Origin of the sequence: Paraburkholderia sp. EG286A, assembly GCF_040965375.1 — a bacterium.
Taxonomy (GTDB): Bacteria; Pseudomonadota; Gammaproteobacteria; order Burkholderiales; family Burkholderiaceae; genus Paraburkholderia.
The window spans coordinates 532,278-557,102 of sequence record NZ_JBFRCB010000003.1; the positions used below are offsets into that span (position 1 = coordinate 532,278).

21 protein-coding genes are annotated in these 24,825 nt (G+C 67.6%); 9 read left to right on the forward strand and 12 right to left on the reverse strand.

From position 1 onward, the window contains the following. Positions 1-34 precede the first annotated feature (34 nt). The gene (locus tag AB4Y35_RS15165) at positions 35-967 is read right to left on the reverse strand and encodes a LysR substrate-binding domain-containing protein (protein ID WP_368704944.1); all 933 of its coding nucleotides are present in this window, start codon (positions 965-967) and stop codon (positions 35-37) included. A gap of 115 nt (positions 968-1,082) precedes the next feature. On the opposite strand from AB4Y35_RS15165, the gene AB4Y35_RS15170 reads away from it, so the two are divergent. Together AB4Y35_RS15170 and AB4Y35_RS15175 are read left to right on the forward strand one after the other, a co-directional pair. Further along, positions 1,083-1,997, forward strand: a complete 915-nt coding sequence (locus tag AB4Y35_RS15170) for an NAD-dependent epimerase/dehydratase family protein (protein ID WP_368704945.1) — start codon at positions 1,083-1,085, stop codon at positions 1,995-1,997. A gap of 108 nt (positions 1,998-2,105) precedes the next feature. Continuing rightward, positions 2,106-2,288 (forward strand): hypothetical protein, encoded by a 183-nt coding sequence (locus tag AB4Y35_RS15175; protein ID WP_110388606.1) that lies wholly within the window; start codon positions 2,106-2,108, stop codon positions 2,286-2,288. Positions 2,289-2,361: 73 nt separating this feature from the next. On the opposite strand, the gene AB4Y35_RS15180 is transcribed toward AB4Y35_RS15175, so the two are convergent. Genes AB4Y35_RS15180 through AB4Y35_RS15190 form a run of 3 tightly spaced genes read right to left on the reverse strand, consistent with a single transcriptional unit; the run spans position 2,362 to position 3,928 of the window. Then, entirely contained in the window at positions 2,362-3,102 is a 741-nt protein-coding gene (locus AB4Y35_RS15180) for a DUF899 domain-containing protein (protein ID WP_368704946.1), read from the reverse strand. A 35-nt stretch (positions 3,103-3,137) separates the two neighbouring features. Next, positions 3,138-3,542 carry an SRPBCC domain-containing protein gene (locus AB4Y35_RS15185; RefSeq protein WP_368705413.1) on the reverse strand — a complete coding sequence of 135 codons (405 nt, stop codon included), beginning with the start codon at positions 3,540-3,542 and terminating at the stop codon, positions 3,138-3,140. Further along, the gene (locus AB4Y35_RS15190) at positions 3,476-3,928 is read right to left on the reverse strand and encodes an ArsR/SmtB family transcription factor (protein WP_368704947.1); all 453 of its coding nucleotides are present in this window, start codon (positions 3,926-3,928) and stop codon (positions 3,476-3,478) included. Before AB4Y35_RS15190 ends, AB4Y35_RS15185 begins: the two co-directional genes overlap by 67 nt. 140 nt (positions 3,929-4,068) lie before the next feature. Between AB4Y35_RS15190 and AB4Y35_RS15195 the strand changes: the two genes are divergently transcribed. Next, complete coding sequence (locus tag AB4Y35_RS15195) at positions 4,069-4,464, forward strand: hypothetical protein (protein ID WP_342925096.1); 396 nt, start codon at positions 4,069-4,071, stop codon at positions 4,462-4,464. Positions 4,465-4,584: 120 nt separating this feature from the next. Here AB4Y35_RS15195 and AB4Y35_RS15200 read toward each other — a convergent pair whose 3' ends face one another. After that, the gene (locus tag AB4Y35_RS15200; protein WP_368704948.1) at positions 4,585-5,988 is read right to left on the reverse strand and encodes an NCS2 family permease; all 1,404 of its coding nucleotides are present in this window, start codon (positions 5,986-5,988) and stop codon (positions 4,585-4,587) included. Positions 5,989-6,507: 519 nt separating this feature from the next. Between AB4Y35_RS15200 and AB4Y35_RS15205 the strand changes: the two genes are divergently transcribed. Further along, the gene (locus AB4Y35_RS15205; protein ID WP_368704949.1) at positions 6,508-7,545 is read left to right on the forward strand and encodes a PRC-barrel domain-containing protein; all 1,038 of its coding nucleotides are present in this window, start codon (positions 6,508-6,510) and stop codon (positions 7,543-7,545) included. A gap of 11 nt (positions 7,546-7,556) precedes the next feature. After that, positions 7,557-8,807 (forward strand): MFS transporter, encoded by a 1,251-nt coding sequence (locus AB4Y35_RS15210; protein ID WP_368686513.1) that lies wholly within the window; start codon positions 7,557-7,559, stop codon positions 8,805-8,807. Positions 8,808-9,019: 212 nt separating this feature from the next. Here AB4Y35_RS15210 and AB4Y35_RS15215 read toward each other — a convergent pair whose 3' ends face one another. Continuing rightward, positions 9,020-9,493: a DUF3331 domain-containing protein gene (locus AB4Y35_RS15215; protein ID WP_051482004.1), complete on the reverse strand. Its 474-nt coding sequence runs from the start codon at positions 9,491-9,493 to the stop codon at positions 9,020-9,022. Between the two features lie 762 nt (positions 9,494-10,255). Further along, positions 10,256-11,164: a LysR family transcriptional regulator ArgP gene (locus tag AB4Y35_RS15220; RefSeq protein ID WP_342925092.1), complete on the reverse strand. Its 909-nt coding sequence runs from the start codon at positions 11,162-11,164 to the stop codon at positions 10,256-10,258. A gap of 144 nt (positions 11,165-11,308) precedes the next feature. On the opposite strand from AB4Y35_RS15220, the gene AB4Y35_RS15225 reads away from it, so the two are divergent. Next, a complete protein-coding gene (locus AB4Y35_RS15225; RefSeq protein WP_368704950.1) occupies positions 11,309-11,926 on the forward strand; it encodes a LysE/ArgO family amino acid transporter in 618 nt (205 codons plus the stop codon). A 57-nt stretch (positions 11,927-11,983) separates the two neighbouring features. Here the strand turns inward: AB4Y35_RS15225 and AB4Y35_RS15230 are convergent, their stop codons facing one another. From AB4Y35_RS15230 to wecB, 5 genes are all read right to left on the reverse strand, one after another. Further along, positions 11,984-12,916: a hypothetical protein gene (locus AB4Y35_RS15230; RefSeq protein ID WP_368704951.1), complete on the reverse strand. Its 933-nt coding sequence runs from the start codon at positions 12,914-12,916 to the stop codon at positions 11,984-11,986. A 9-nt stretch (positions 12,917-12,925) separates the two neighbouring features. Beyond that, complete coding sequence (locus tag AB4Y35_RS15235; protein ID WP_368704952.1) at positions 12,926-15,508, reverse strand: tetratricopeptide repeat protein; 2,583 nt, start codon at positions 15,506-15,508, stop codon at positions 12,926-12,928. Then, positions 15,505-17,685, reverse strand: a complete 2,181-nt coding sequence (locus AB4Y35_RS15240; RefSeq protein WP_368704953.1) for a glycosyl transferase family protein — start codon at positions 17,683-17,685, stop codon at positions 15,505-15,507. Before AB4Y35_RS15240 ends, AB4Y35_RS15235 begins: the two co-directional genes overlap by 4 nt. Beyond that, positions 17,682-19,985 (reverse strand): cellulose synthase, encoded by a 2,304-nt coding sequence (locus AB4Y35_RS15245; RefSeq protein WP_368704954.1) that lies wholly within the window; start codon positions 19,983-19,985, stop codon positions 17,682-17,684. The genes AB4Y35_RS15240 and AB4Y35_RS15245 overlap by 4 nt, the downstream gene beginning before the upstream one ends. A 126-nt stretch (positions 19,986-20,111) precedes the next feature. Next, the gene (wecB, locus tag AB4Y35_RS15250) at positions 20,112-21,335 is read right to left on the reverse strand and encodes a non-hydrolyzing UDP-N-acetylglucosamine 2-epimerase (RefSeq protein ID WP_368686716.1); all 1,224 of its coding nucleotides are present in this window, start codon (positions 21,333-21,335) and stop codon (positions 20,112-20,114) included. Between the two features lie 470 nt (positions 21,336-21,805). Between wecB and AB4Y35_RS15255 the strand changes: the two genes are divergently transcribed. From AB4Y35_RS15255 to AB4Y35_RS15265, 3 genes are all read left to right on the forward strand, one after another. Then, complete coding sequence (locus tag AB4Y35_RS15255; protein ID WP_368704955.1) at positions 21,806-22,798, forward strand: ferritin-like domain-containing protein; 993 nt, start codon at positions 21,806-21,808, stop codon at positions 22,796-22,798. A 224-nt stretch (positions 22,799-23,022) separates the two neighbouring features. Next, positions 23,023-23,772 carry an electron transfer flavoprotein subunit beta/FixA family protein gene (locus AB4Y35_RS15260; protein WP_368704956.1) on the forward strand — a complete coding sequence of 250 codons (750 nt, stop codon included), beginning with the start codon at positions 23,023-23,025 and terminating at the stop codon, positions 23,770-23,772. A 24-nt stretch (positions 23,773-23,796) separates the two neighbouring features. Next, entirely contained in the window at positions 23,797-24,732 is a 936-nt protein-coding gene (locus AB4Y35_RS15265; protein WP_368694744.1) for an electron transfer flavoprotein subunit alpha/FixB family protein, read from the forward strand. Positions 24,733-24,825 lie beyond the last annotated feature (93 nt).

Consider the following 24,825-nt stretch of genomic DNA (forward strand, 5'->3'; position numbering starts at 1 on the left):
CTGGGACTATCCACGAGAGCGCCGCCACTGCCCGTCACGCGTCGAGTTGCAGCCTGCCCCCAATAAACGCGAGAAAACACTGCACGCGCGCCGCGAGCGCCGCGCTGCGGTAGTAGACGGCGTGGATCGGCTGGCGCGATTCGATCAGCGCGTCGTCGAGCACGGTGACGAGGCGGCCCGCGTCGCGGTCGGCCGTGGTGAGGAAGTCGGACAGGCACGCAACGCCGCTGCCGGCGAGCGCGAGCTGGCGTATCGTCTCGCCGCTCGACGCCGAAAGCGCGGGCGCGATCGTGTAGCCGGGCTCGATCTCCTGGGTCTTCGTGGTCGCGCGCGTTTGGTCGCCGCCCGCCACGCGCAGCGGCCAGCCGTTCAGATGCGCGGGCGCCGTAAAGCCGATCAGCCGATGGTCGCGCAACGCGGCCACGCTGCGCGGCGTGCCGTGCGCCGCGAGATAGCCCGGGCTCGCGACAATGCGCAAACGGCTCGTGCCGAGCGAGCGCGCGTGCAGCGTCGAGTCCTGCAGCGTGCCGATGCGAATGGCGATATCGACGCGCTGCTCCAGCAAATCGACGATGCGCTCGTTGTTCGTGAGTTCGAGTTCGATCTCGGGATACGCGTCGGCGAATGCCGCGACGTGCGGCACGATGCAATGAAGCATGAACGGCGTGGCCGCATCCACGCGCAGCCGCCCGGAGGGACGCTCGCGGTGGCGCGTGACGGCCTCCTCGGCGTCGGCCAGCGCCGCGAGAATCGTGCGGGCGCGATCGAGGAACAGCTCGCCCTCTTCGGTGAGTTGCAGGCGCCGCGTGGTACGCAGGATCAGCGCGACGCCCAGCTGCTTTTCGAGCCGCGTCAGCGCGCGGCTCACGCCCGAGACGGTCTGCTCGAGCTTTTCGGCCGCGGCGGTGATCGACCCCGCATCGATCACGGTGACGAATACGAGCAGTTCGTCGGTCGACGTCTTCATCGTGGCTATTTTTGATCCGCAGTCAATATTCATTTGAGACTAACACGGTTTTTGCAAAACCCGGATGCCCCGATACTGGCTCCCATCGCAATCAAGACAGGATCAGGAGCCACTCATGAAAGTCTTCGTGACAGGCGCAGGCGGATTTATCGGCGGCACGATCGCGGCGCATCTCGTGCGCGCGGGCCACACGGTGCGCGGCCTCGTGCGCCGGCCCGAGCAGTTCGCCGACCTCGAAGCGCTCGGCATCACGCCCGTACAGGGCGATCTCGACGACCGCGCGACGCTGATGGCGGAAGCACGCGCCGCAGACGCCGTGATCAACGCGGCGAGCAGCGACCACCGCGGCGCGGTCGAGGCGCTGATCGACGCGCTCGAAGGCTCCGGCAAGACGCTCCTGCACACGAGCGGCTCGAGCATCGTGGGCGACGCGTCGGGCGGCGAGGCGACCGAGCGCATCTACCGCGAAGACGCCCTGCCCGAGCCGACCGCCGACAAGGCGCCGCGCGTGGCCATCGACAATCTCGTGCTCGCGGCCGCCGCGCGCGGCGTGAAGAGCGCCGTGCTCTGCAATACGCTGATCTATGGCGTGGGCGCGGTGCCGGGCGCCGCGAGCGTGCAGCTGCCGCGGCTCATCCGCCAGGCGCAGAAGAGCGGCGTGATGCGCCACGTGGGGCGCGGCCTGAACATCTGGTCGAACGTGCATGTCGACGACGTCGCCGAACTCTATCGCCTCGCGCTCGACAACACGCCCGCGGGCACGTTCTACTTCGTGGAAAGCGGCGAGGCGAACTTCCGCGACATGACCACGGCGCTCGCCGAAGTGATGGGTCTGGGCGCGCCGCAGGACTGGCCGCTCGCAGCCGCGATCGAAGAATGGGGCTACGAAATGGCGTCGTACGGCCTCGGCTCGAACAGCCGCGTGCACGGCGAGCGCGCCCGCACGCTGCTCGGCTGGCAGCCGCGGCGCACTTCGGTCACGGACTGGATCCGCACAGCAATGCCGAAAGTGCCGATCGCGCAAAAATAAGTGTTGTAGCGCACGTAATTGTTGCGTATCCGTAAGGTCGATCCGCTAGAATCCGGGCGGTTTGCACTACCCGCCGGCGCACGCCATGCGCCGGCTCCGGATACGCCGATGCTCCTCGCGCTGAACTTCGACTGGCTGACCAATCTGCTCGCCATCCTGTTCGTCGTCGCGTGCCTTTACGACGCGCGCTACGACGAATATGGCACGCTGACGCTCGCCGCCGGCGCGATGGGACTCATCGTGATGGCGATCGAAGTGCTGCTGCGCCCCGCGTTCGACATGTCGCTCTAGCGCGCTTTTCACGATTCTTTCGCGACCGGCGCCGCTTTCTTTCGTTGCGCTAACAACTGACCGCCCAACGCATCTACTGCTTCTCGTGCGCACAGCACGACGACGGCGCGGGCGCGTCTTCGTAGCGATCGTGGTGGCGCATCCACTCGCGCATGTCCTTCTCTTCGTTGCGTCCCTTTGCGGTCAACTCCAGCATCGCATAGGTGCCGATCAGCATCTCCCCGCCGCGCGCGTAGGTCGAATACGTGTGGTACACGTTGCCCGCTTCGTCGCGATAAAACGCGCTGACGCCGGGCAGTTCGTCGCTCATGTAGTCCTGCTCGGTGTAGTTGTAGATCGCCTTGCCGCGCGCCTTGTCGGCCTCGCCGAACGACACGTGATAGTCGAAGTTGAAGTCGCTCGCATGCGACGATACCCACGGAAAACGCCAGCCCATGCGTTGTTTGAACGCCTCGATCTTCGCGAGCGGCGCGCGCGAAACGGCCACGTAAGTCACGTCGTGATGCTCCAGATGCGGCAGCATGCCGTCCACGTGGTCGGACAGGAACGAGCAGCCCGGGCACCCCTCTTCCCAATCCGGCCCGAGCATGAAGTGATAAACGACCAGCTGGCTGCGCGGCCCGAATAGCTGCGCGAGCGTGCGCGGGCCTTGCGGCGTCTCGAACGTATAGGTCTTGTCGACCTTCACCCACGGCAGCGCCTGGCGCTTCGCCACCAGTGCGTCCCGTGCATGCGTGAAGGCGCGCTCTTCGGCGAGCAGCGCCTGGCGGGCCTCCAGCCATTCGGTCTGCGAAACGATCTTGTGCGATTCCATCTTTCGATTCCTCCTTGCGCTTGAATGAGCGCCATTCAGTCGAACAGCGCCACCAGTTGATCGATCGAACTCGTCCAGCCCTCGTTGTGCGCGTCGCGCGCCGCGTCGTCGAAGAAGCGTTCGTGCTTGAGCGTGAGGTCGGTGGCGGGACCGTCGGCGCGCAGCGTCACCGTGACGAGCGACTCGCGCTCCGGCGTGCTGCGCCACGCCCACGTGAAGACGAGCTTTGCGTCGGGCACGACTTCGAGATAGGTGCCGCTCACGTCGTGGTCCTCGCCGTTCGCGCCGCGCATGATCACGCGAAAGCGCCCGCCCACGCGCACGTCGGCTTCGGCGTGAATGCAGGTGGTGTCGAGCGGCTGCATCCAGCGCATCAGTTGCGACGGCTGCGTCCACGCGGCGTAGACCTTCGCGGCCGTGGCGTTGAGGCGTCGCCGGATGGTGAGGCTGGGAGCTGGATGGGCAGCGCCGGGTCCGGCTGCGGGTTGGGTAGACATGCATCTTCCTCCACGAAAGCGGCGAGTCGATCGAGCGATTCACTCCAGAAGCGTTGATAGTGCGCGAGCCACTGCATCGCGTCCTCCATCGGCCCCGCGGCGAGCCGGCACGCGACGGTGCGGCCGGTTTTCGCGCGCGTGACGAGGCCCGCCTGGGCGAGAACGTCCAGATGCTTCATGACCGCGGGCAGCGACATCGCGAACGGCTGCGCGAGCGCGCTCACCGAGAGCTCGTCGTGCTGCGCGAGGCGTGCGAGCAGCGCGCGCCGCGTGGGATCGGCGAGCGCCGCGAAGGTGCGGTCGAGGGTAGCGTCTTCATACTTAACCATGTGGTTTAGCATAGGCGACGAGCCGGCGATGTCAAGGAACGGGTTAGTCATTCGCGAACGGCGGTTCGCATGGCAGCATCGCCGCCACTAGAATGGCGATTTCTGCGCGCCGCGCCCTGCTATTTCCGCCACGTCACGCCATGCCGTCCAAAATCCGCAACTCGCTGCTCTGGATCTTCGACGCCTTCGAGCGCGAGGCCGGCTATATCCGCAAGCCGATGTTCGGCTGCGACGCCGCGTATCTCGACGGCCTGCTGTGCCTCGTCGCCGCCGACCGCGATCCGCCGTTCAACGGCGTGCTGGTCTGCACGTCGCGGGAGAACCATGCGTCGCTCATCGATGCGATGCCGGCGTTGCGAGTGCACCCCGTGCTCGGCAAATGGCTCTATGTGCCGCAAGCCGATGCGGCGTTCGAAGACACGGCCGCGCAGTTGAGTGCGCTCGTGCTCGCGCGCGACCCGCGCATCGGCGTGGAGCCCAGGCCACGCAAGCCGCGCAAAGCGGGCAAGACGCGCAACAGCGTGCTGCCGGAGTAACGCGCTACCCAGCAGCGCGCAAAAGCCACACGGCCCGCGCCGCCGTGAAGCGACGCGGGCCGTGCAGCCGCCCGGGCGGGCCGCCGTGGCCGCCGGACGAATGACCGGGTCATCCGATGGTCAGATGGCCCAGCCGCCCAGGTAGAACGCGGCCAGCACGCCGGCGATCACCACCGTGCCCACGTTCAGCTTGCGGATCTCGCCGCTCACCACGCGGCCGATCACGAGCGTGCAGAAGCCCAGCATGATGCCCGTGACGATGTTCGCCGTGAGCACGATGAACACGGCGCACACGAGGCCCGACATCGAATCGACCATATCGGCCATGTCGAGGCGGCTCACGCTCGAGAGCATCATGAGGCCGACGTACATCAGCGCGGGCGCCGTCGCATACGAGGGCACGAGGCCCGCGAGCGGCGCGAAGAACATCACCGCGAGGAACAGCACGCCCACCGTGGCGGCGGCGAGGCCCGTCTTCGCGCCCGCTGCCACGCCTACCGTCGATTCGATATAGGCCGCCGCCGGTGCGCCGCCCAGGAAGCCCGAGAAGATCGAACTGACCGAGTCGGCCGTGAGCGCGCGCCCGCCGTTGACGATGCGCCCGTTCGCGTCGAGCTGGCCCGCCTGCCCCGCCACGGCGCGGATCGTGCCGGTGGCGTCGAACACGGCCGTCATCACGAGTGCCAGCACGCTCGGCAGCACGGCGAGCGAGAGCGCGCCCTTGATGTCCATCGCGCCGATCAGCGAGGCATGGCCCGGCGCCGACAGCGAAGGCCACGCGAACACGCCATGAAAGCTCACGGCCGGATCGATGGCGAGACCGAGCGCCGAGATCGCGACGATCACGATCAGGATCGAGCCCGGCACGCGGCGGCGCACGAGGCCGAAGATCGCGGCGAGGCCGACCACCGAAAGGATCACGGGCAGCGAGGTGATATGGCCGAGCGAAACCGGCAGGCCCGCGCCCGGATTCTTGACCACGAGGCCCACGTCATTGGCGGCGATCAGCAGCAGGAACAGGCCGATGCCGATGCCCGTGCCATGCGCGATGCCGTGCGGCAGGTTGCGCAGGATCCACGAGCGCACGCCCGTCACCGAAATGCCCGTGAACACGAGGCCCATCAGGAACACCGCGCCGAGCGCCACTTCGGGCTTCAGGCCCTTGCCGAGCACGAGGCCGAAGGCGGTGAACGCCGTCAGCGAGATGGCGCAGCCGATGGCGATCGGCAGGCGCGCCCACAGGCCCATGAGCAGCGAGCCGAACGCCGTGGTCAGGCACACGGCCACGAACACGGCGCTGGTGTCGAAGCCCGCCTTGCCGAGCATGCCCGGCACGACGAACACGGAATAGACCATCGCGAGGAAGGTCGTGACGCCCGCAATCGCCTCCTGACGCAGCGAGCTGCCGCGCGCGGCGACGTCGAAATAACGGTCGATGAATCCCGAGGCCGGGCCCAATGCATCTGTGGACTCGACTTCGGCGGCGGTCGCACCGGCAAGCGGCTGCGCGTGGGGTTCGATCATGGTGAGTGCCTCCTTTATCAGCATGCTGAAACGGTTCACGGCTCACCAGCCCGATCCGTCATCAGGTTTGTCTCGAATGATTTAGTCGTGTCGACGCGTTGCCGGCGCCTTCGTCAACTTCCCGGCGCTCATCGTTTTGACATCTCTTTATGGATGGAGCGAAGGTTAGGCGAACACGATTTGCGCTCCCATCGCACGATTCGCATTGAGTTCATGCCGCGATGCTTATATGCCCGTGTACAGGGCGCGACGTGAGGCCCGGCCCCGCGTTTACACCTGGGCGTGAAGCGGGCCGTTAGCGCGCGGACCGGAGCCGGTTTCGTATGACGAAGCGCGATCGTCCCGGCGCGGCGCTTGCGGCGAGTTGCCCAGCCGGTCACCCGCGCCGTTCGCCGACGCCATTCGCTCACGCCGTCATTAAGCGGATCGGGCCGGTGCGCGGGTTACACTCACGCATCCCGACCCGGTTTCCCCCTGCCGCGCGCGCGCCGCGCCGGCCGCTCCAAGGAGTTTCAGTAGATGAGACGCGGCTTCTTGCGTTCCACACGTCCCGTTTTTCACTTCCCGTATGCCCTGACGCTGCTGATGCTGCTCACGCTTTCGGGCTGCAGCCTGTTCCGGCCGGCCCCGCCGCCCGAACCGGAAGCGCCCGTGGCCACGGAGCCCGAGCCGGCCGCGAGCGAGCCCGAGGCAGCGTCCGCGCCGGAAGCCGCGAGCGAGCCGGAAACGGAGGCCACGATCAAGCCCTCGCCGAAGAAGCCGCGCCCCGCGCCGGTGCACCGCCGCCGACCGGCGCCACTGCCGCCAGCGCCCGCCAGCGCCCCGCCGGCGCCGCCCCCGGCGCCCATCGTGCAGGTGCGCACGCTCGAGCGCGGCACCTTCCGCACGCTGCTCGACAGCGAAGTGCAAAAGACCGACGGCAAGGTCGTGGGCCGCGCCGTCGACATGGTCACGGGCCCCGGCGGCAAGCCCGTCGACGTCGTGGTGAACCTGCAAGGCTTCATGGGCATTGGCGACCGCAAGGCCAATTTCCCGTGGAGCGGCGTGCGCGTGAACACCCAGGCGAAAACGCCCGCCATCACGCTCGCCCTGCCGGCCAGCCAGCTGCAGATCCCCGACCGGCCCAAGGCCGGTGCGCCGCAGCCCGGCAACCCCGAAGCGAGCGCGACGCGCCTGCCCATGCTCGACGCGGACGTGGAACGCGCCAACGGCGGCAAGGTGGGCCGCGTGGTCGACGTGCTGCTCGACGGCAGCGCCGCCCCGCAGGCCGTGGTGCTCGACGTGAGCGGCACGCTCGAGAAACGTCATACGATCGCGGCCGACTGGTCGGCGCTGCGCTTCGTCACGAAGAACAACACGCTCGAAGCGCAGCTCGAAATGAGCGATCAGCAGGTGGATGCCTCGCCGCCCTACGCGCCCGACCAGCCGGTGCATGCGGTGACGCCGGCCGCCCCGCCGCCGGCCCCGGCGCCGGCCGCTTCGGCTGCCTCGGCTGCGCAAGCAGCGCCCGCTGCCTCGCCCGTCGCCTCGGCGGCCAATGCCCACGGTGCCAAATGACGGACGGCACCATGCAACAACCCAATCCAAGCCAGCGCAGCGTGCGCGCTCTCGACTGGCTGAACTTCTTCGTGGCGAACGTGCAGACGGGCTTCGGGCCGTTCATTGCCTCGTATCTGGCGTCGCACAAATGGACCCAGGGCGAGATTGGCCTGGCGCTATCGGTGGGCACGATCAGCGCAATGGTGAGCCAGGTGCCGGGCGGCGCGGCGGTGGACGCCCTGCGCAACAAGAAGGCCGCCGCCGCGTGGGCGATTATCGCGATCATCATCTCGGCCGTCCTGCTCGCCGCGAGCCCGACCGTCGTGGCCGTGATGGCCGCCGAGATCTTCCACGGCTTTGCCAGCTGCATGCTCGTGCCGGCCATGGCAGCGCTCGCGCTCGCGCTGGTGGGCCGCCAGAACCTGGGCGACCGGCTCGGCCGCAACGCGCGCTGGGCCTCGATCGGCAGTGCGGTGGCCGCCGGCCTGATGGGCTTGTGCGGCGAGTACTGGTCGCCGCGCTCCGTGTTCTGGCTGACGGCCGCGCTCGCGTTGCCCGCGCTCGTCGCGCTCGTGATGATCGAGTACGACCAGAACGCCGCGTACGCCAAACCCGCGGCCAGGCCCGGCAAGGCCGGCGCGGCAGTCGCCGGCGAACCGCGCGAAACGATCTTCGACCTGCTGCGCGACCGGCGCATGCTGACCTTCGCGGCCTGCGTGGTGCTGTTCCACCTCTCGAACGCCGCGATGCTCAACCTCGCCGCCGGCGAAGTGACGGCCGGCATGGGCGACAACGTCCAGCTCGTGATCGCGGCGTGCATCATCGTGCCGCAAGCCATCGTCGCGTTGATGTCGCCCTGGGTCGGCCGCACCGCGCAGGCCTGGGGGCGCCGCCCCGTGCTGATTCTCGGCTTTTGCGCGCTGCCGCTGCGGGCGCTGCTGTTCGCCGCCGTCGGCAACCCGTATTTCCTCGTGCCGGTGCAAATGCTCGACGGCCTGTCGGCCGCCGTGTTCGGCGTGATGCTCCCGCTGATCGCCGCCGACGTGGCGGGCGGCAAAGGTCGCTATAACCTGTGTATCGGGCTCTTCGGACTGTCGGCGGGGATCGGGGCGACGCTTTCGACGGCGCTGGCCGGCTTTATCGCCGATCACCTGGGCAATACGGTGAGCTTCCTCGCGCTCGCGAGCGCAGGCGCCGCGGCGGTGCTGATGGTCTGGCTGGCAATGCCCGAGACGCGCGACGCGCTCGAAGAGGAAAACGCCCGCGATGCGACCGTGTGAGCGGTGCGCCGCCGGGGCGGGGGCCGGTTGCGCCCGCCCCGGCGCACGGTGGCGCCCCGCCTTTCGACCGGCAAACGAACAACGGCGCCCCTTGGGGCGCCGTTTTGTTCTTGTGCAGCTATGACATCGGCATGACGAGGTGTGGCTCAGCCGCGTGGCTGGTGAGCGGGTGGCATACCCGCGCGGGCGACCGGTGCGCCCGGGGACGCCGCTCAGGCGGCCAGCGCCTCGTCCAGACGCGCCGCGACCACGGCGTTGGGCAGGTTGTCGAGCTTGCTCGCAAGGATCATTGCGTCGGCGTTGGCCGGGCGATGACGGCGATTCGGGCTCGGCCGGAACACCGCGTCGCCGCGGCGGATCTTCTCGCCGGTCAGCGCACAGACCGCGCTGCGGCGCGCCGTGCAGACCCGCCACAACTGGTCGGAGTAGCGGCCATAGGTGGCGTCGCTCCAGCAAACGGTGATGCTGTCCGGATCATGCCGCCGGATCAAGGTGATGCCCTGCGCATCCCACGAACGGACGGTGGCGCGCCGCCGGTTGGCCGCCTCCGATGCGCCGCGTGTGATGGGTACCGGTTTGCAGCTTCTGCCGCCTTCGAATTCGCTGTCCAGGCTCAACGGCTCGGAAGCCGCGGACAGAAGGTCAATGGTTTGTTGCCAAACGCTGCCGGTATCTAATTTCGTCATAATGCACCTCGTGCACGTGGAAACGATTCAAATATGCCGGTCGAATAAGCACTCTGCCACGTCCGGATTATAGCGTGTCCAACTCGCAATCCACAGGAAAAACGCAATTTTCACACGATAATGCCAAACGCAAAAAACGAGATGGCAGAGCTTTCAGTTCCGACTGTAAGCCTCCAATGTTGGTTTCTTTACATCCGTGAACTTTTTTGCCGATTTGACGATACTTAACAATCTCACTGCGGAAAAAATAACCGGTTTCAGGCTGGATGTCACTAGTCGCACGACTTTTCCACATAACTGAATTGTTACAGCGCCCGCTTCGCCGCGCGCAGGCATATAGCCTGAAATGCCCGTCCATGGCCGCTCTCACAGGCTGTACCGGGATCGCGCGGACTCCACTCTTACACACGGGACGTGACCGATCAATGAAACGCAATGCACCTATTCGACATAGGTGCATCAGACATATCACATACTAAACGTCAGTCTATTGGACGCGAAATTCTCGCACGAAGCTTGCGTTCTCCACACCCATGGAATATCGAAGCATTCCACTATTCGAAAAGCAATTAATGGATTTCGAATATTGCTTTAGCCGCATTGCCGCGCGCCAATGCCGACATTGTGCAACTCACAGGAGACGAATTGCAACAAAACGGTGATGTTACGAGCACTTTCGTCCGCACCGAAAGTCAGCACACTAATCCACCATTGAATCCGCGGATAAAGACAAACGAATGAAGATATCGCGCGGCGCGCGTCTTACGCGCCGCGGCCCTGATCGAGAAATTCGCCGGCGCGCACCTTGAGCATGGCGCCGAAGTCGTCGAGCCAGCCAATGGAAAGCCGCCAGCTCTGCCAGTACAGTTCGACGTCGAGCGCGCGGCCGGGCGTGAGTTCGACGAGTTCGCCGCGCGCGAGATGCGGCGCGATCATGCGCTCGGGGCACATGCCCCAGCCCAGACCGTTCAGGCAGCAGCGCAGAAACCCGGCCACGTGGGGAATCCAGTGCAGCGGCGCGTCGATCTGCGCGCGCGTGATACGGCGAATGAAGCGCTTTTGCAGTTGATCCTTGGGGTTGAACTCGACGCACGGCGCGTGGCGCAGCGTGTCGCGCGTCACCCCTTGCGCGAAATGCCGCTCGAAGAACGCCGGCGAGCACACCGCGAGGTAGCGCATGCGTCCGAGGCGCGTCGAGCGGCAGCCCTGCACGGGCTCGGCCTGCGTCGTGACGGCGCCCTGCACGCTGCCGTCGCGCATGCGTTGCGCGGTGTGATCCTGGTCGTCGATCACGAGGTCGAGCAGAACGCCGCGTTCGACGCAGAAGCCCGCCACGGCGTCGATGAACCAGGTGCCCACGCTGTCGTCGTTGACGGCCACGCGCAGTGTCGGCCGCGCCGCCCCCAGCGCGCTCGTGAAGGTCGGCATTGCCCCGCCCAGCTCCGCCTCGAGCAACTGCACGCGCTCCGTGTGACGGCACAGCAGCGCGCCGGAAGCCGTCGCGACGCAAGGCTGGCCGCGCTTCACGAGCACGGTGCCCACGCGCTCCTCCAGCAGCTTCACGCGCTGCGAAACCGCCGACGGCGTGACATTGAGCGCGCCCGCGGCGCGATCGAACGAACCGTGCCGCACGACGGCGGCGAGCGCATCGAGCAAGGCATAGTCGAGCATTAGCGTTCCTTAATCTGGTTAATGAAAATGAGCTTTGCTTATGTGGCTCATCGCGGCAGACTAGCGCCATTCCCTGTCGATGTCCAATGACCGCAGGCGCCGCGCCCCGCGCCGCCCGCGGCCCCTACTTTCTCCGCAACCGTCATGAACTGGCTCGCTTTCACTCACGGCGCGGCGCTCTGCGCCTCGCTCATCGTCACGATCGGCGCACAAAATGCGTTCGTGCTGCGTCAGGGCATCCTGCGCTCGCACGTCGGCAAGATCGTCCTGCTCTGCGCACTGTCCGACTTCGTGCTGATCGGCGCGGGGGTCGGCGGCGCCTCCGCGCTCGTCGAGCGCTATCCGACCTTCGTGCACATCGTGCTGTACGTGGGCCTCGCCTGGCTCGTGTGGTTCGGCATCGGCGCACTGCGTCGTGCGGTGCGTCCGTCGCACGCGGTGCTGGAGAGCCAGGCCGCGGCGGATGCGCCCGAGCAACGCGCCTGGCCGATCATCCTCATGACGCTCGCGTTCACCTGGCTCAATCCGCACGTGTATCTCGACACCTTCCTGCTGATCGGCACGGCCGGCGCGCGCGAACCGCAGGGCAGCCGCCTCGCCTTCGCGATCGGCGCGATGTTCGTGAGCGCCGTGTGGTTCGTCGCGCTCGGCTACGGTGCGCGCGTGCTCGCGCCGCTGTTCCGGCGTGCGGGTGCGTGGCGCGTGCTCGACGGCGCCATCGGCGGCATGGTCCTGTTGATCGCCTTCGCGCAATTGCGCTGAAGTCCGCGAACGCGCCGAGCGCGCGTTACGCGTTCGCCGCGTTTTCCATACGACCCGCTACTGTGCCGCGCCCCGCGCCTTCTGCTGCTGCAGCAGGCCCTCGACGAGTTCCGGCGACATGTAGTGCGGCCCGTCGAAGAGATACACGCGATATCCGTGATACGCCTCGAGCTGCGGCGCCAGCTCGGCGGCCGTGGCCGCGCGAAAGCCGCCGCCCTGTTTGGGCCGGAACGCCTCCGCGATGATGCGCACGCGCTTGTGGCCCAGATGCGCGGACAGCGCATCCGCATATTCGCGCGCCGCCGCCGGGCCGCGCGCATAGACGCCGCAGCCGTCCTGCAGCAACACGCCGACATCGCGCGGCAGCCAGGAGTCGAGCCATTTCGCGAGCGCCTCGCCGCCGATGTTGCTGGTGTCGTACACGCTGATCCACAGCGGATGCGGCAGCTTCTTCAGTAGCGGCGCCATGCGTGGCGCGTCGGTCCAGGTGGGATCGACTTCGACCGGGAAATACCAGCCCGTGATGTGCACCGGCGGGCGCACGGCCGCGAGCTTCAGTGAACGATCGACGAGCGTCTCGAGGTTCTCGCGCGCTTTCTTTTCGTCCGAATAGCCCGCGAGGCCGACGATCACGCCGCGCGCCCACGGTTCGCTGGCAATGCGCACCCAGTCGGGCACGCGCGGCGCGGGAATGCCCGCGCCCGCCATGAACGCGACGTCATCCACGGCGATCCATTGCACCAATAGCTCGTTGACGCCCAACCGGTCCCAGTCGCCGCGCAAGTCGAGATGGTCGTTGTCAGGCTGCCAGACGATGCCTTGCGCGAGCGCATCCGCGTGTGCGGGCACCTGCAGCGTGCATCCGGCGGCAGCGAGCGCGCACAGCGCCGCGCATGCGAGGCGCGCGTAGCGCGGCCGCGCACGCAAGCGCGTTCGGCCGCCCGCCTCTGCCTCGTCCGCGATGCCTCGAGCCTTTCTGCGCACCATCATCAGGTTTCCTCAATAAGAGAGCACGGCACCGAAGAACACGCCGCCCGCCCGGTCGTCGCCCGTGATGCGCCAGCGGTACTGCACCGTCACGTCGACGTAGGAGCGCGGCGCGTCGTAAAAGCTGTCGCGGAACCAGTAGCGCGTCGAGACGCCCACGCCCATGCCGACCGGCGCGCTGCGGTTGATGCTCGAATCGTAGTCCACGCCGGCCACCGCGTACGGAAAGACCGTGAGCTTCGGGCTGATGGTGTCGAGCCGCCACGTGCGGCCCGCCTCGATATAGCCCGTACCGTAGTTCCAGCCGTTGCTCACGTAATGGCCGACTTCGCCATAGTCCTGCACCGTCCACCACGAAGGCACGTCGAGGCGCCGCTCGGTGCCGATGCCGCCCGAGTAGGCGAGGCGCAGCAGCCAGTCGGAAGGCGCGCGCGAGCCGATGGGGATGAGCCGCTCGAACGCCACCACCGCGTTGATCGATTCGAACGGCTTGGCGCGCGCGCCGATCGCTCCGAGCGCCGTGGAGATGCCGCTCGGCGCGTCGCCCTTTGCGCCGACGTCCTGATAGACGCGCGCGTAGACCTCGAAGTTGCGGTCGCCGAGCGTGCCGAACGGCCGCCAGTATCCTTCGACACCCATCTGCCAGTTGTTGTACGAGCCGGGCACCTCGCCGGTCGACACGCCGGGCTGCAGCCCAGCGCCGCGATAGTTGACCGAGGCGATCGCGCCCCAGTCGCGTGTGACGTCGGCGTGCGCGTTGCGCAGGTCTTGCAGCTGCACCAGCGTGGCAGGCGCGACGCCCGGTGGTGGCGAGGTGCCGTAGTCGATCGCGCGCCTGAAATAGCTTGCGGCCAGCGCGTCGAACGTCGCGCGGTAAGCGCTGTAGCCGGCATCGCCGGTGGCTTGCGGCGGGAGTTGGCCGGCAGCGTCCGCCTGCGCGAAGTACGTGGAAGCACGGCGGTCGTCTCCCGCGCGCTGCGCGACGTAGGCAGCGGAAAGCGGCGGCAGCGCGTCGAGCAGGCCCGCGTCGGCCATCGCGCGCGCTTCGCGCTTCGCGCCTTCGGTGTCGCCCGCCGCGGTGAGCGCGTCGATCAGTTCGAGCCGATGCTGCGGATTGCGCGGGTCCGCGGCGACTGCGCGGCGCTGCGCGTCGAGCGCGGCCGCCTGATCGCCGCGCTGCGCCGCGACGATTGCCGCGCGCCGGTACGCAAAGCCGGGATCGGCCGCATAGACGTCGCAGGCGCTGCCGTACTGGTCCACCGTGCAGTCGAGCACCGGGCGCGCCGCCGTGGCCACCCGCTCACCGGGCGTAGCCGGCGAGGTCGGCGCGGCGGACTGCGCGAGCGCCGCGCGCGCGTAGTAGCGGCGCATGGCGATCAGGGCATCGGTATCGTCGCCGACGGGCGGCAGCGTGGCCAGCAGGTCGAGCGCGCGCTGCGGCTGCCCTTCGGCCGTCCACACATCGGCAATGATCGCGTGCGCCACGCGCTCGTCGCGCAGCGAGGCGCCTTCGCTCAGCAGCGCCTGCGCGAAATCCTCATCGGCCTGCGCCGACCTGCCCTGCGCTGCGCGTGCATAGCCGCGCAACACGTACGGCATCAGCGTCGGCGTGGCACCCGATGCAATCGCCTCGCCCGCCGCCGCCTCGAGGCCCGCCATGTCGTTCTGTTCGAGCAGCATCTCGCACAGCAGCAGCCGGTTGCCCAGTTGCAGCGGCGCGTAGCCGATCGCCTCATGCATGAGCGCGACAGCCTGCGCGGTGTCGCCGCGCGTGCGCGCCGCCTGGGCCGCCTGCACCGCCGCGGGCGCGAGCCGCGCGCCGATCTGCGTGCGGCGCTCGCGCAGCGCCTCGCTGTCGCCGAAACGCCGCTGCGCGTCCTGCGCAGCCTGCCAGGCTTCGCGGTCGTGGCCGCCCGCCGCGGCGGCGTCGATGGCGAGCAGCCGCAGACGCAAGATGTCGGGCCGCAACGCGATGACGGCATTCGCCTCGCGCCAGGCGGCGTCGTATTGCTTCGCGCCGTATGATTTGTAGGCGTCCTGAGCAAGCTGCCATGCCCGACCGGTCAGGTAGTCGGGCGGACCGGAACCCGGCGGCGGCGCGGCGCGCGCCGTGCGGCCGCCAGCGGTTGGCGCGCCCGGCCGCGCCAGCGCCGCCACCTGCGCATCGACCTCGCGCCGCCGGGCCGTGAGCGCCGCATCGGGACCGATCTGCGCGATCGCGTCGGAGAGCGTGCGGCTCGCCTCGCGCCATTGCCCGCGCGCCGCCTGGGAGTTCGCGAGCAACAAGCGTAGCGTGGCGAGATCGGGCCGTTGCCGGATCGCCTCGCGCGCATAGCGCTCCGCCGCCGCGTAGTCGTGGCGCGCATAAGCGTCGTAGCCTTGCTGGGCGACGCGATAGGCCGCACCGCTCAACGGCAACGGCAACGGCTGCGTACCCTGCGGCAACGCCTCGGCCTGAGCGCGCCCCGCGCCCGCGAGCGCCGCCCACAACGCGGCGAGCAGGAGCGCACGCGGCATCGCCGCACGACGCGGCACACCCCCACCCCAGCCGGATGAAGATCGCGTCGCCGGAAAACGCTTCGGAGTCCGTCTCATGACGCGGCTGCACCTTCGGCGCGCAGGCGTTCCTGCTCCGCGATCGCCGCAGCCAGCGCATCGCGTGTGATCACGCCCTGCTCCACCATGAAATCGCCGATCCGTCCGTGCTCGGCGGGCCGATAGCGTTGCAACGCGCCTTCGAACGCGGCGCGCTTGACCGCGCCGCGTTCGATCAACAGGTCGCCGAGCAGCGGCACGCCCGGCGTGGCGGCGCCGTGCGCTTCGGCGTCCGCCTTCGCGTCATGCGCCTCGCGCACCTGCGCCGGCGGCACGCCGCGCAACAGGCGCAAGCCGTCCGCCACCTCGCCCTCGCGCACGATGCGCTGCACGATCGGCAACGCGCATTGGGCCTGCAATTCAGCGAGCGCCGCCTGCGCGAGCGGGCTCGCGCACAGCAGCACTTCATGCCCCTTGCCGTCGTCGCCTTGCGGCAGCACGCGGTAACGCACCGCATATTCGATCGGCAGGTCGCTCGCGTAACGCGTGAGCCGTTCGCGATCGAGCCGGCCGCGCGGCAGGTCCGCCTGGAACGCGATGGCCTCCGCGAGCGTTTCCTCGTCGAGCCAGCCCTGCGCCATCAACACGCGCCCGAGCGGCGCTTCCTGCGCGTGCTCCTGGGCCAGCGCCTGCTCCAGCTCCTTCGGGCCGATCGCCTGCCACGAAAGCAGCAGTTCGCCGAGGCGTTGCCGGCGGTCCGTGAAGCCGTCCGACGACGGGAAGTCGTGCATGGTCTTGTCCCACACGAGCCGCTTGCCGGTGACCAGATACGCGAGATACATCTTCCACGCGCGCGAGACCGCCATGAAGTTCACGAAGTTGCCGATCACCATGCGCGGCACCGACAGCACGCCATGCTCCCAGCCGTAGAGCCGCGACACGAAGTAGACGCGCTGGATCACGCGCAGCAGCAGCGCGACACCGTTGGCCCACAGCACGATGGTAAGAAAGCGCGAGCCCGCGAACGGCGAGGCGACCAGTTCCGGCCGAATGCCGAGAAACTCGGCGTACGCGAAGAGCAGGAACTGCGCGAGCAGCACGTAGGCAATGATGCCGACGAACGCCGTGACGATGCCCTTGCGGTCGCGCGCGAGCAGATACCGGTTGGCGATCGTGCCGACCCAGCCCGTCTGCTCCCAGCCTTGCAGGCCGATGCCGAGCGTCCAGCGCGCGCGCTGACGGTAAGCGGTCCGAAACGTATCGGGAAAGAACTCGCGCACGCATAGCGGCATGGTCAGCGTGACGTCGCGCTCGGGCCCGAAGCCGAACCACGACTTGCGCCGCGTGGCGAACTCCACGGGAAAGCGCGCAAAAATCGAATGCATGCCCATGCGGCCAAGGCGCTCGCCCACGTCGTAGTCTTCGGTCAGCGTCTCCGTGTTGAAGGGCTGGTTCTGCGTTTCCTCCGCGAGCCCGGCCAGCGCGCGGCGCGAAAAACACGTGCCCACGCCGGCCGACGGCACCGTGCCGGCCAGGCTCTCGCGCACCACGAGATCCTTCGCATGCCATTCGGCGAACTCGTCCATATAGGTGCCCGCGACGAGTTCGTACCATTCGCGCTCGAGCGACGCCACCGGCAACTGGATCATGTCCTTGCGCGGCAACAGGTAGTTGAAGAAGCGCAACTCGAGCGGATGCAGCACGTCCTCGCTGTCGTGCAGGATCACGCCCGCGAATTCGATGCCGGTTTCCTTCTCCATGCGAAAGATCGCCTGCACGATCCAGTTCAGGCAATCGGCCTTGCAGGTGGGACCGTCGTGCGGCACCTCCACGCGGTGGAGCTGCTTGTAGCGCCGCCGCATGCGCTCGACTTCGGCAATCGTCGCCGCGTCGTTCTGGTAGGTGCCGGCGAACACGACATAGTTCTTGTAGTCGAGCACGCGCACGAGGTCGGTGACCATCGAGGCGATCACATCCTCCTCGCGCCACGCGGGCACCATGATCGCCAGCGGCTGCTGCTCGCGCGTGTAGAGCTGCTCGGCGCGCAACGGTTCGTAGCGGCGCTCGATCGTGTAGTGGCGGATGATGCGGCGGACCCAGTACCACGCATCGATAAAGAGATCGTCGATGCTCGACAGCAGGATCACCACCGCCACCACCGCGGCGAGATACTCCATGCCCTCGTAGTAACGGCCGGCATAATAGTTGAGCCACCAGTCGATGGCGTTCGCGCTCACGATCCGCTCTGCTTGTTGTCCGGGTTTTCGGCGCTCTCCTGCGCCGCGCGCGCCGCGGCGGCCGCCGCCGTCCTCGCCCGCGCCCGCTTGCGCGCGAAGCCCGCTGCGAGCAGCAGCAGCACCATCACCGCGATGGCAATGCTCGGCACGCCCCAGCCCGCCCAGTGACGCGTGAGCCACGCGCGCTGATCGTCCGTCGGCGGCACGCCGCCGGGATACTGCGTGTCGAAGGTCTTGAGCACGCCGCTCGCATCGACGATCGCCACGTCGCCCTGCTGCAACTGCATGCCGGGCGGCAGAACCGGGGCCTCGCCCACGCTGCGGTAGACGATGCCAGGCGTCGTGCCCGAGCGCACCACCTGGATCAGGCCGAGATTCGCGAGACCCGACATGTCGACGAGCATCGAGCCGCCGCGCCCCTTGAGCGTGAGGCGGCCGTTTGCAAAGCTCGCGTGGCCCGCCTCGCTGTCGAGCGCGACATCGGCGGCGAGGAACGCGTCTTTCGGCTGCGCGCTCTGGCCGTTCGGCACCACCTGGAGCGTCGCGCGCGTGGGCGCCACGCCCGCCGCGTTGGCGAGCCGCGCCATGCGCGGCAGCGTCGTTACCGGGTCGGCCAGATAGGCGTCGGGCACGAGCACATTTGCTGTGCGCGAAAAACGCGCCACCATGCCCGTGAAGTTTTCGCCGAGCGGTCCCTTGCCGATGACCAGATGGCTGCCCGGCAGCACGGCCGCGGGATAGCCCTGCTCGCGCGGGCGGCAGCCGCCCGCCGGCTGGCGCTGGAACAGCACGCGCAGCGCATTGGTGGTGCCGAGCGCATACACGGGGATGTCCGCGCTTACGCGTTGCGCGTGGCCGTCGGTGTCGAGCAGGTGCGAGCCGATCAGCACGCCGTTGAAGAAGATCGACGCCGTCTGGCCATTGCGGTCCGCCGCGGGCGCGGCGGCCAGATCGAGCACCACGCGGCGCGGAATCCGTCCATCGCCGGAGACGGCCGCGAGATCAAAATTGGCCTCCCATGCCGCGCTCGTCAGCACCTCTAACGTTCGCGGCGTGCCGCCGATCAGCGAAAGCGCGATCCGGTCGCTCGACCCCCCTGCGCTCAGGTTCGGCGACGCGGCCAGTTCGTGCACGACGAGCCGGCGCGACACGTCGATGCCGCTCCACGTGCGCGAAAGCGCGCTCACGCCGGTGTCGTCGCCGACCACCACGGTAGGCAGGCCCCCCAGATGCGCGAGGCGCAATTCGCCCTTCTCGAACGGCGCGGCAAGTGCGCCGCCGGAATGCGTGCGCCACGCGTCGAAGGCGCTCGCGGCGTCGGCGGAAACCGCCAGCACTTCGCCGCGCAATGCATCGAGCGCCGCGCCCGCTTGCGCGCGCAGCGCGTCGTCGGCGACCACGACGTTGGGCGCGAAGGCGCCCGCCGGCGCGAGCGCGATGAGTGCACCGAGTTCCGCCGGATTGGCGATCTTGTGCGAACCGCCCGCTGCCAGCGCAGCAAAAGCGGGCACCGCCTGCAACGCGGCCGGCACCTGCACGGTGCCGGGATTCACGGTGTCGCCCACCGCGGGCATGCGCGTCGTGACGGGCGTCGCGCCGCCGCGCATCAACAGGGCTTCGAGCCGCCACGCCACGTCGTAAGCCGCGCCATCGAGCTTGCCGCCGCTCACGAGCACCACGGGTTTCGCAGGCAGCGCGCTCCACGCGGTGCGCACGTCGTTGACGGCCGACGTGTCGAACTGATACGTGAGGCGCGTGGTGGGCGCGACCTGCCAGACGTTGCCGATCGCCGTCTGGTCCGTGCAGACGTTTTCGTTGAGCACCGACGACCATTGCAGCCCCACACGCACGAAGCCCGAAGGGCGCGGCCCGCCATCGACGCCGATGCTGAGCGAGCCGTCGCCCTGCGCGTCGGTGACGTTGCGCGCCTGCACGGGCGAGCCGTCGAGCGAGAGCAGGAAGGTCGTGCGCCCGCCGTTGCCGCGCAGATAGTTCGCGTCGAGCTGCAGCGTCGCGTTGCTGATCGGCAAGCCCGCGGGCACCGGCAGATAGAGTTCCTGAGTCGCATCGGGGGCGCGCAGCACGACCGGATCGCGCACGCCGAGATCGGCCAGCGACACGGTTCGCGATTCCACGCGCCCGGCTCCGAGCTGTGCGAACGCACCGGCCAGTTCGCCAGGCGCCGCATATGCACAGTGCCCCAGCACCGCGAGCAACGCTGCGGCCACATAGACGCAAACCGGCGCGCCCACGCCCTTGCGCCCCGCTGCGCGCCCCTGCCCGATCGGATCGAATCTCACGTGTCATGCCTCATGGTGTCGGCGCGGCGGCGCATCCGCCGAGTGGCGGTCCTTGCCATCCCGCCTTTGGAATGCACTGATTGCCTGGCACTGCGATGCAACTGATGCGTCGCCATCGAACCGCCGTCAAGGCGCCGCGTCGGCCTCGTCCGCCTCGCCGGGCTCCGGCCTCATGGCGACCACCGGATGCCGGTAGCCTGGCAACTCGCGACTCGGGAACGGCTCGAACGGCTGCCCGGTGAGCGCCGCGACGATGCGCTCCGAAGCGTGCCCGTCGCCGTACGGATTGACGCGCCGCGCGTAGGCGCGCCGCTCGTCCTCGTTCTCGACGAGTTCGAGCACCGCGCGCACGATCGCGGTCCGGTCGGTGCCGATCAGCTTCACGGTGCCCGCGGCGAGCGCTTCGGGGCGCTCGGTCACGTCGCGCATCACGAGCACCGGCTTGCCGAGCGCGGGCGCCTCCTCCTGCACGCCGCCCGAATCGGTCAGCACGATCGCCGCGCGCTGCATGAGGCGCACGAACTCGGGGTAGTCGAGCGGATCGGTGAGGTGAACGTTGGGTGCATTGCCGAGCGTGGCGAGCACGGGGCCGCGCACGTTGGGATTCAGATGCACGGGATAGACGATCTGCATCTTGCCGGAATGCGCGAGCGTGGCGAGCGCCGCGCAGATATGCTCGAAGCCCGCGCCGAAACTCTCGCGCCGATGCCCGGTGACGAGCAGCAACGGGCGGCCGGTGTCGGCGGGTTCGAGAAACGGAAACTGCGCGTCGAGGCGCTCGCGCAACGCCGCGTCGTTGTCGAGCCGCTCGCACATGAGGTGCAGCGCATCGATCACGGTATTGCCCGTCACGACCACGCGCCCGGCCAACGCCTCCGCTTCGAGGTTCGCCTGCGAGCTAGCGGTCGGCGCGAAGAGCAGATCGCTCACGACGTCCACCACGCGCCGGTTCATTTCCTCGGGCCACGGCTCGAACAGATTGCCGGTGCGCAGCCCGGCCTCCACGTGCCCGACCGGGATGCGCCGATGAAAGGCGGCAATGGCGCCCGCCATGCTCGTCAGGGTGTCGCCGTGCACGAGCACGCGCTCGGGCTGCTCGGCGGCGAGCACGTCGTCGAGCCCGGCGAACAGGCGCCCGGCGAGACCATTGAGCGTCTGGTTCGCGGTCATCGCACCGAGGTTGTGCGCGGGCACGATGCCGAACAGGTCGAGGACCTGCTGCAGCATGGTCTGATGTTGTCCCGTCACGCAGACGACGGACTGCACGCCGGGTTGCGCTTCGAGACGTTTGACGAGCGGCGCCATCTTGATGGCTTCGGGCCGCGTACCGAATATCGACAGGATGCGCACAGGCAGGTTTCCGGTTAGCTGGAGTGTCCAGGCGCCGCGGCGTTGCCCGCATGCGACGCCCCCTTGACCGACTGTCTTCATGCCGTTGCCGCCGGCCCCCGTTGCGCCGCCTGAATTCAGACGGCGCAACGGCAGGCCGGTCAGCAGTACTCTACCTGCTTAATTAGACTGTTGCGCGCATGCGTGCCGCAGCGCAATGCTCAGGCACGAGCGTTCGCGCCGCGATTGTTTCGATTGTTCAACGATTCGATATGGACCGGGGCATTATTGCGTCGAACGAGATGCATTGAATATCGAAGCCGCGCCCGACGTTCACGCGCATGAACGATAGCTAACGATTCGACGGCACGTCGTGCTCGTCGCGCGTTGTGCCGGTTCGAAGTAAGCTCTGGCGACGACTGCAATCTCTTATGCATCCCGGCGACCGCGAAAACATCGCGTGCGTTAGCCACCAGCAAAAGAACAGCGAGATGGACGACCTGATCCTCGACGCCTTCGATGCGTCGCAACTCATTCCCGGCTTCAGCGCGCCCGCGTTGCCCGTCGAGCGTCCGGACCGCGAGACGCTCGACGCCGCCGAGCGCAACACGCGCCACTGGACGAGCCGTGTCACCGGTGCGCTCACGCCCGGCTCCGACGTCCATCGCGACGAGATGTGCCGCATGTTCCGCGAGACCTTCAATCCTTACCGGCCCTCGGTACTCGACTGGCCGCAGCTCGAACCCGCGGCGCTCAAGCGCATTACCGACCTGCCCATCTGGGACATTGCCGTGCAAACGGAAGGCCGCGCGCGCCTGCGCATGGCCGCCTATGCCGCCTCGCTCGACGACGCCGTGATGCGCGATGCGCTCGCACTCAACGCGTGGGAGGAGAACCGCCACAAGGAAGTGCTCTCGCGCATGGTGGCGGCGTACGGCATCAAGCTCGCGAGCGAGCCGCCCTACGTGTATCCCAAGGACGCCGAATGGGCCTACCTCGTGACGGGGTACAGCGAATGCGTCGACAGCTTCTTCGCGTTCGGCCTCTTCGAAGTGGCGCATCGCTCGGGCCTCTTTCCGCCCGAACTGATCGACACGTTCGAGCCCGTCATGCAGGAAGAATGCCGCCATATCCTGCTGTTCGCGAACTGGGTGGCCTGGCATCGCGCCCGGCTCAACTGGTGGCAGCGCATTCGCTTCGAGCTGAAGGTGGCCGGCGTCTGGGCGTTTCTGGCGTGGGAACGCGTCGGCCTCGCGCGCGCCATGGATGCCGAGGGCAACGAACACCGGCACGACAACAACTTCACGATGAACGGCGCGCAGCAGGTGACGGACGTCGACATCAGCGTGCCGGAACTCATGCACCTGTGTCTCGCCGAAAACGATCGGCGCTTTGCGGGCTACGACAAGCGTCTGCTGCGGCCCGAAACCATGCCGCGGCTCGTGCGCTTCGCACTGCGCTTCGTGCGCGACAAGAAGAACTGACACTCCCCTCTCGCTTCCATGCGCGCCGCTTCGTTCGAACGGACGATTGCGGCGCGCGCTGCTTTCATGCGACGCTTCGCGCCCATGCAGGTTGCGCGGCGCCGCTTTAGCGCGCTCGAAGCACGCCTTCCACAAAGCTGAATTCCGCGCAGCTCACGCGTCTGTCACAGTGACGAAGGTCTTCGTCAGCGACGAAAGCATTGCCCCTATCGAGGAGAAAGAGCTTGAAAATTCTGGTGCCCGTCAAGCGCGTGGTCGATTACAACGTGAAGGTTCGAGTGAAGTCGGACGGCACGGGGGTGGATATCGCCAACGTGAAGTTCTCGATGAACCCGTTCGATGAAATTGCCGTGGAAGAAGCGGTGCGTCTGAAGGAAGCCGGCGTGGCGACCGAGGTAATCGCCGTTTCGTGCGGTGTTGCGCAGGCCCAGGAAACGCTGCGCACGGCCCTCGCTATCGGTGCGGATCGCGCCGTGCTGGTCGAGTCGAACGACGATCTGCAGCCGCTGGCCGTGGCGAAGCTTTTGAAAGCGCTGGTCGACAAGGAACAGCCGCAACTGGTCATTCTCGGCAAGCAGGCCATCGACGACGATTCGAACCAGACCGGGCAGATGCTCGCTGCGCTGGCGAACCTGCCGCAAGCGACGTTCGCTTCGAAGGTGGTCGTAGCAGACGGCACGGCCACGGTTTCGCGCGAAGTGGATGGTGGCGCGGAAACGCTGTCGCTCGAGCTGCCCGCCGTCGTCACGACGGATCTGCGCCTGAACGAGCCGCGCTACGTCACGCTGCCGAACATCATGAAGGCGAAGAAGAAGCCTTTGGAGACGATCCAGCCATCGGATCTGGGTGTCGACGTCGCGCCCCGGCTTAAAACGCTGAAAGTTGCCGAGCCGCCGAAGCGTTCGGCAGGCGTGAAGGTGCCGGACGTTGCCGCGCTGATCGAGAAGCTGAAAACCGAAGCCAAGGTGCTGTAAGGGGAGCGAAACAAGATGACGAATCTGGTGAATCTGGTAATAGCCGAACACGACAATCAGTCGATCAAGGCCGCGACGCTGAACACGGTCGCCGCAGCGCGGAAGATTGGTGGAGACGTGCATGTGCTGATCGCAGGCCACGATGCGCAAGCCGCTGCCGACACAGCCGCGAAAATCGTAGGCGTTACGAAGGTGCTGTTGGCCGACGCGCCGCAACTCGAGCAGGGCCTCGCGGAGAACGTCGAAGCGACGGTCCTCAATATCGCAAAGGACTACTCACACATCCTGGCTCCGGCAACCGCTGCGGGCAAGAACGTCACCCCGCGTATCGCGGCGAAGCTCGACGTCGCCCAGATCAGCGACATCACCGCGGTGCACAGTGCCGACACGTTCGAGCGTCCGGTCTACGCGGGCAACGCGATCGCGACGGTGCAATCGGCCGATCCGGTCAAGGTCATTACCGTGCGTACGACGGCGTTTGATGCGGTTGCGGCCGAAGGCGGCAACGCAGCGGTCGAGAAGATCGAAGCCGCAGCAGACAGCGGACTCTCACAGTTCGTGAGCCGCGAAGTCACGAAGCTCGACCGTCCGGAACTCACGAGCGCGAAGATCATCGTTTCGGGTGGCCGGGGTCTCGGCAGCGGCGAGAACTACACGAAGGTGCTGGAGCCGCTCGCGGACAAGCTCAACGCAGCCCTGGGCGCCTCGCGCGCAGCCGTCGACGCCGGCTACGTCCCGAACGACTACCAGGTCGGTCAGACCGGCAAGATCGTCGCGCCGCAGCTGTACGTGGCAGTGGGCATCTCGGGTGCGATCCAGCATCTGGCCGGCATGAAGGACTCGAAGGTCATCGTCGCGATCAACAAGGACGAGGAAGCGCCAATCTTCAGCGTGGCCGATTACGGCCTCGTGGGCGACCTGTTCACGGTCGTGCCGGAACTCGCTGGCGCTATTAGCTAATACGGTTCCCTGGCGAGCCGCAAACAAGAAAGGCGCCTTTGTGAACACAAAGGCGCCTTCTTTATCGACTGCATCGCGGCAACTTCAACGACA

Bases quoted from the DNA above. Each gene is read 5' to 3' on its own strand.
- AB4Y35_RS15165 (WP_368704944.1), bottom strand. From the start codon at position 967: ATGAAGACGTCGACCGACGAACTGCTCGTATTCGTCACCGTGATCGAT.
- AB4Y35_RS15170 (WP_368704945.1), top strand. From the start codon at position 1,083: ATGAAAGTCTTCGTGACAGGCGCAGGCGGATTTATCGGCGGCACGATC.
- AB4Y35_RS15175 (WP_110388606.1), top strand. From the start codon at position 2,106: ATGCTCCTCGCGCTGAACTTCGACTGGCTGACCAATCTGCTCGCCATC.
- AB4Y35_RS15180 (WP_368704946.1), bottom strand. From the start codon at position 3,102: ATGGAATCGCACAAGATCGTTTCGCAGACCGAATGGCTGGAGGCCCGC.
- AB4Y35_RS15190 (WP_368704947.1), bottom strand. From the start codon at position 3,928: ATGGTTAAGTATGAAGACGCTACCCTCGACCGCACCTTCGCGGCGCTC.
- AB4Y35_RS15195 (WP_342925096.1), top strand. From the start codon at position 4,069: ATGCCGTCCAAAATCCGCAACTCGCTGCTCTGGATCTTCGACGCCTTC.
- AB4Y35_RS15200 (WP_368704948.1), bottom strand. From the start codon at position 5,988: ATGATCGAACCCCACGCGCAGCCGCTTGCCGGTGCGACCGCCGCCGAA.
- AB4Y35_RS15205 (WP_368704949.1), top strand. From the start codon at position 6,508: ATGAGACGCGGCTTCTTGCGTTCCACACGTCCCGTTTTTCACTTCCCG.
- AB4Y35_RS15210 (WP_368686513.1), top strand. From the start codon at position 7,557: ATGCAACAACCCAATCCAAGCCAGCGCAGCGTGCGCGCTCTCGACTGG.
- AB4Y35_RS15215 (WP_051482004.1), bottom strand. From the start codon at position 9,493: ATGACGAAATTAGATACCGGCAGCGTTTGGCAACAAACCATTGACCTT.
- AB4Y35_RS15220 (WP_342925092.1), bottom strand. From the start codon at position 11,164: ATGCTCGACTATGCCTTGCTCGATGCGCTCGCCGCCGTCGTGCGGCAC.
- AB4Y35_RS15225 (WP_368704950.1), top strand. From the start codon at position 11,309: ATGAACTGGCTCGCTTTCACTCACGGCGCGGCGCTCTGCGCCTCGCTC.
- AB4Y35_RS15230 (WP_368704951.1), bottom strand. From the start codon at position 12,916: ATGATGGTGCGCAGAAAGGCTCGAGGCATCGCGGACGAGGCAGAGGCG.
- AB4Y35_RS15235 (WP_368704952.1), bottom strand. From the start codon at position 15,508: ATGAGACGGACTCCGAAGCGTTTTCCGGCGACGCGATCTTCATCCGGC.
- AB4Y35_RS15255 (WP_368704955.1), top strand. From the start codon at position 21,806: ATGGACGACCTGATCCTCGACGCCTTCGATGCGTCGCAACTCATTCCC.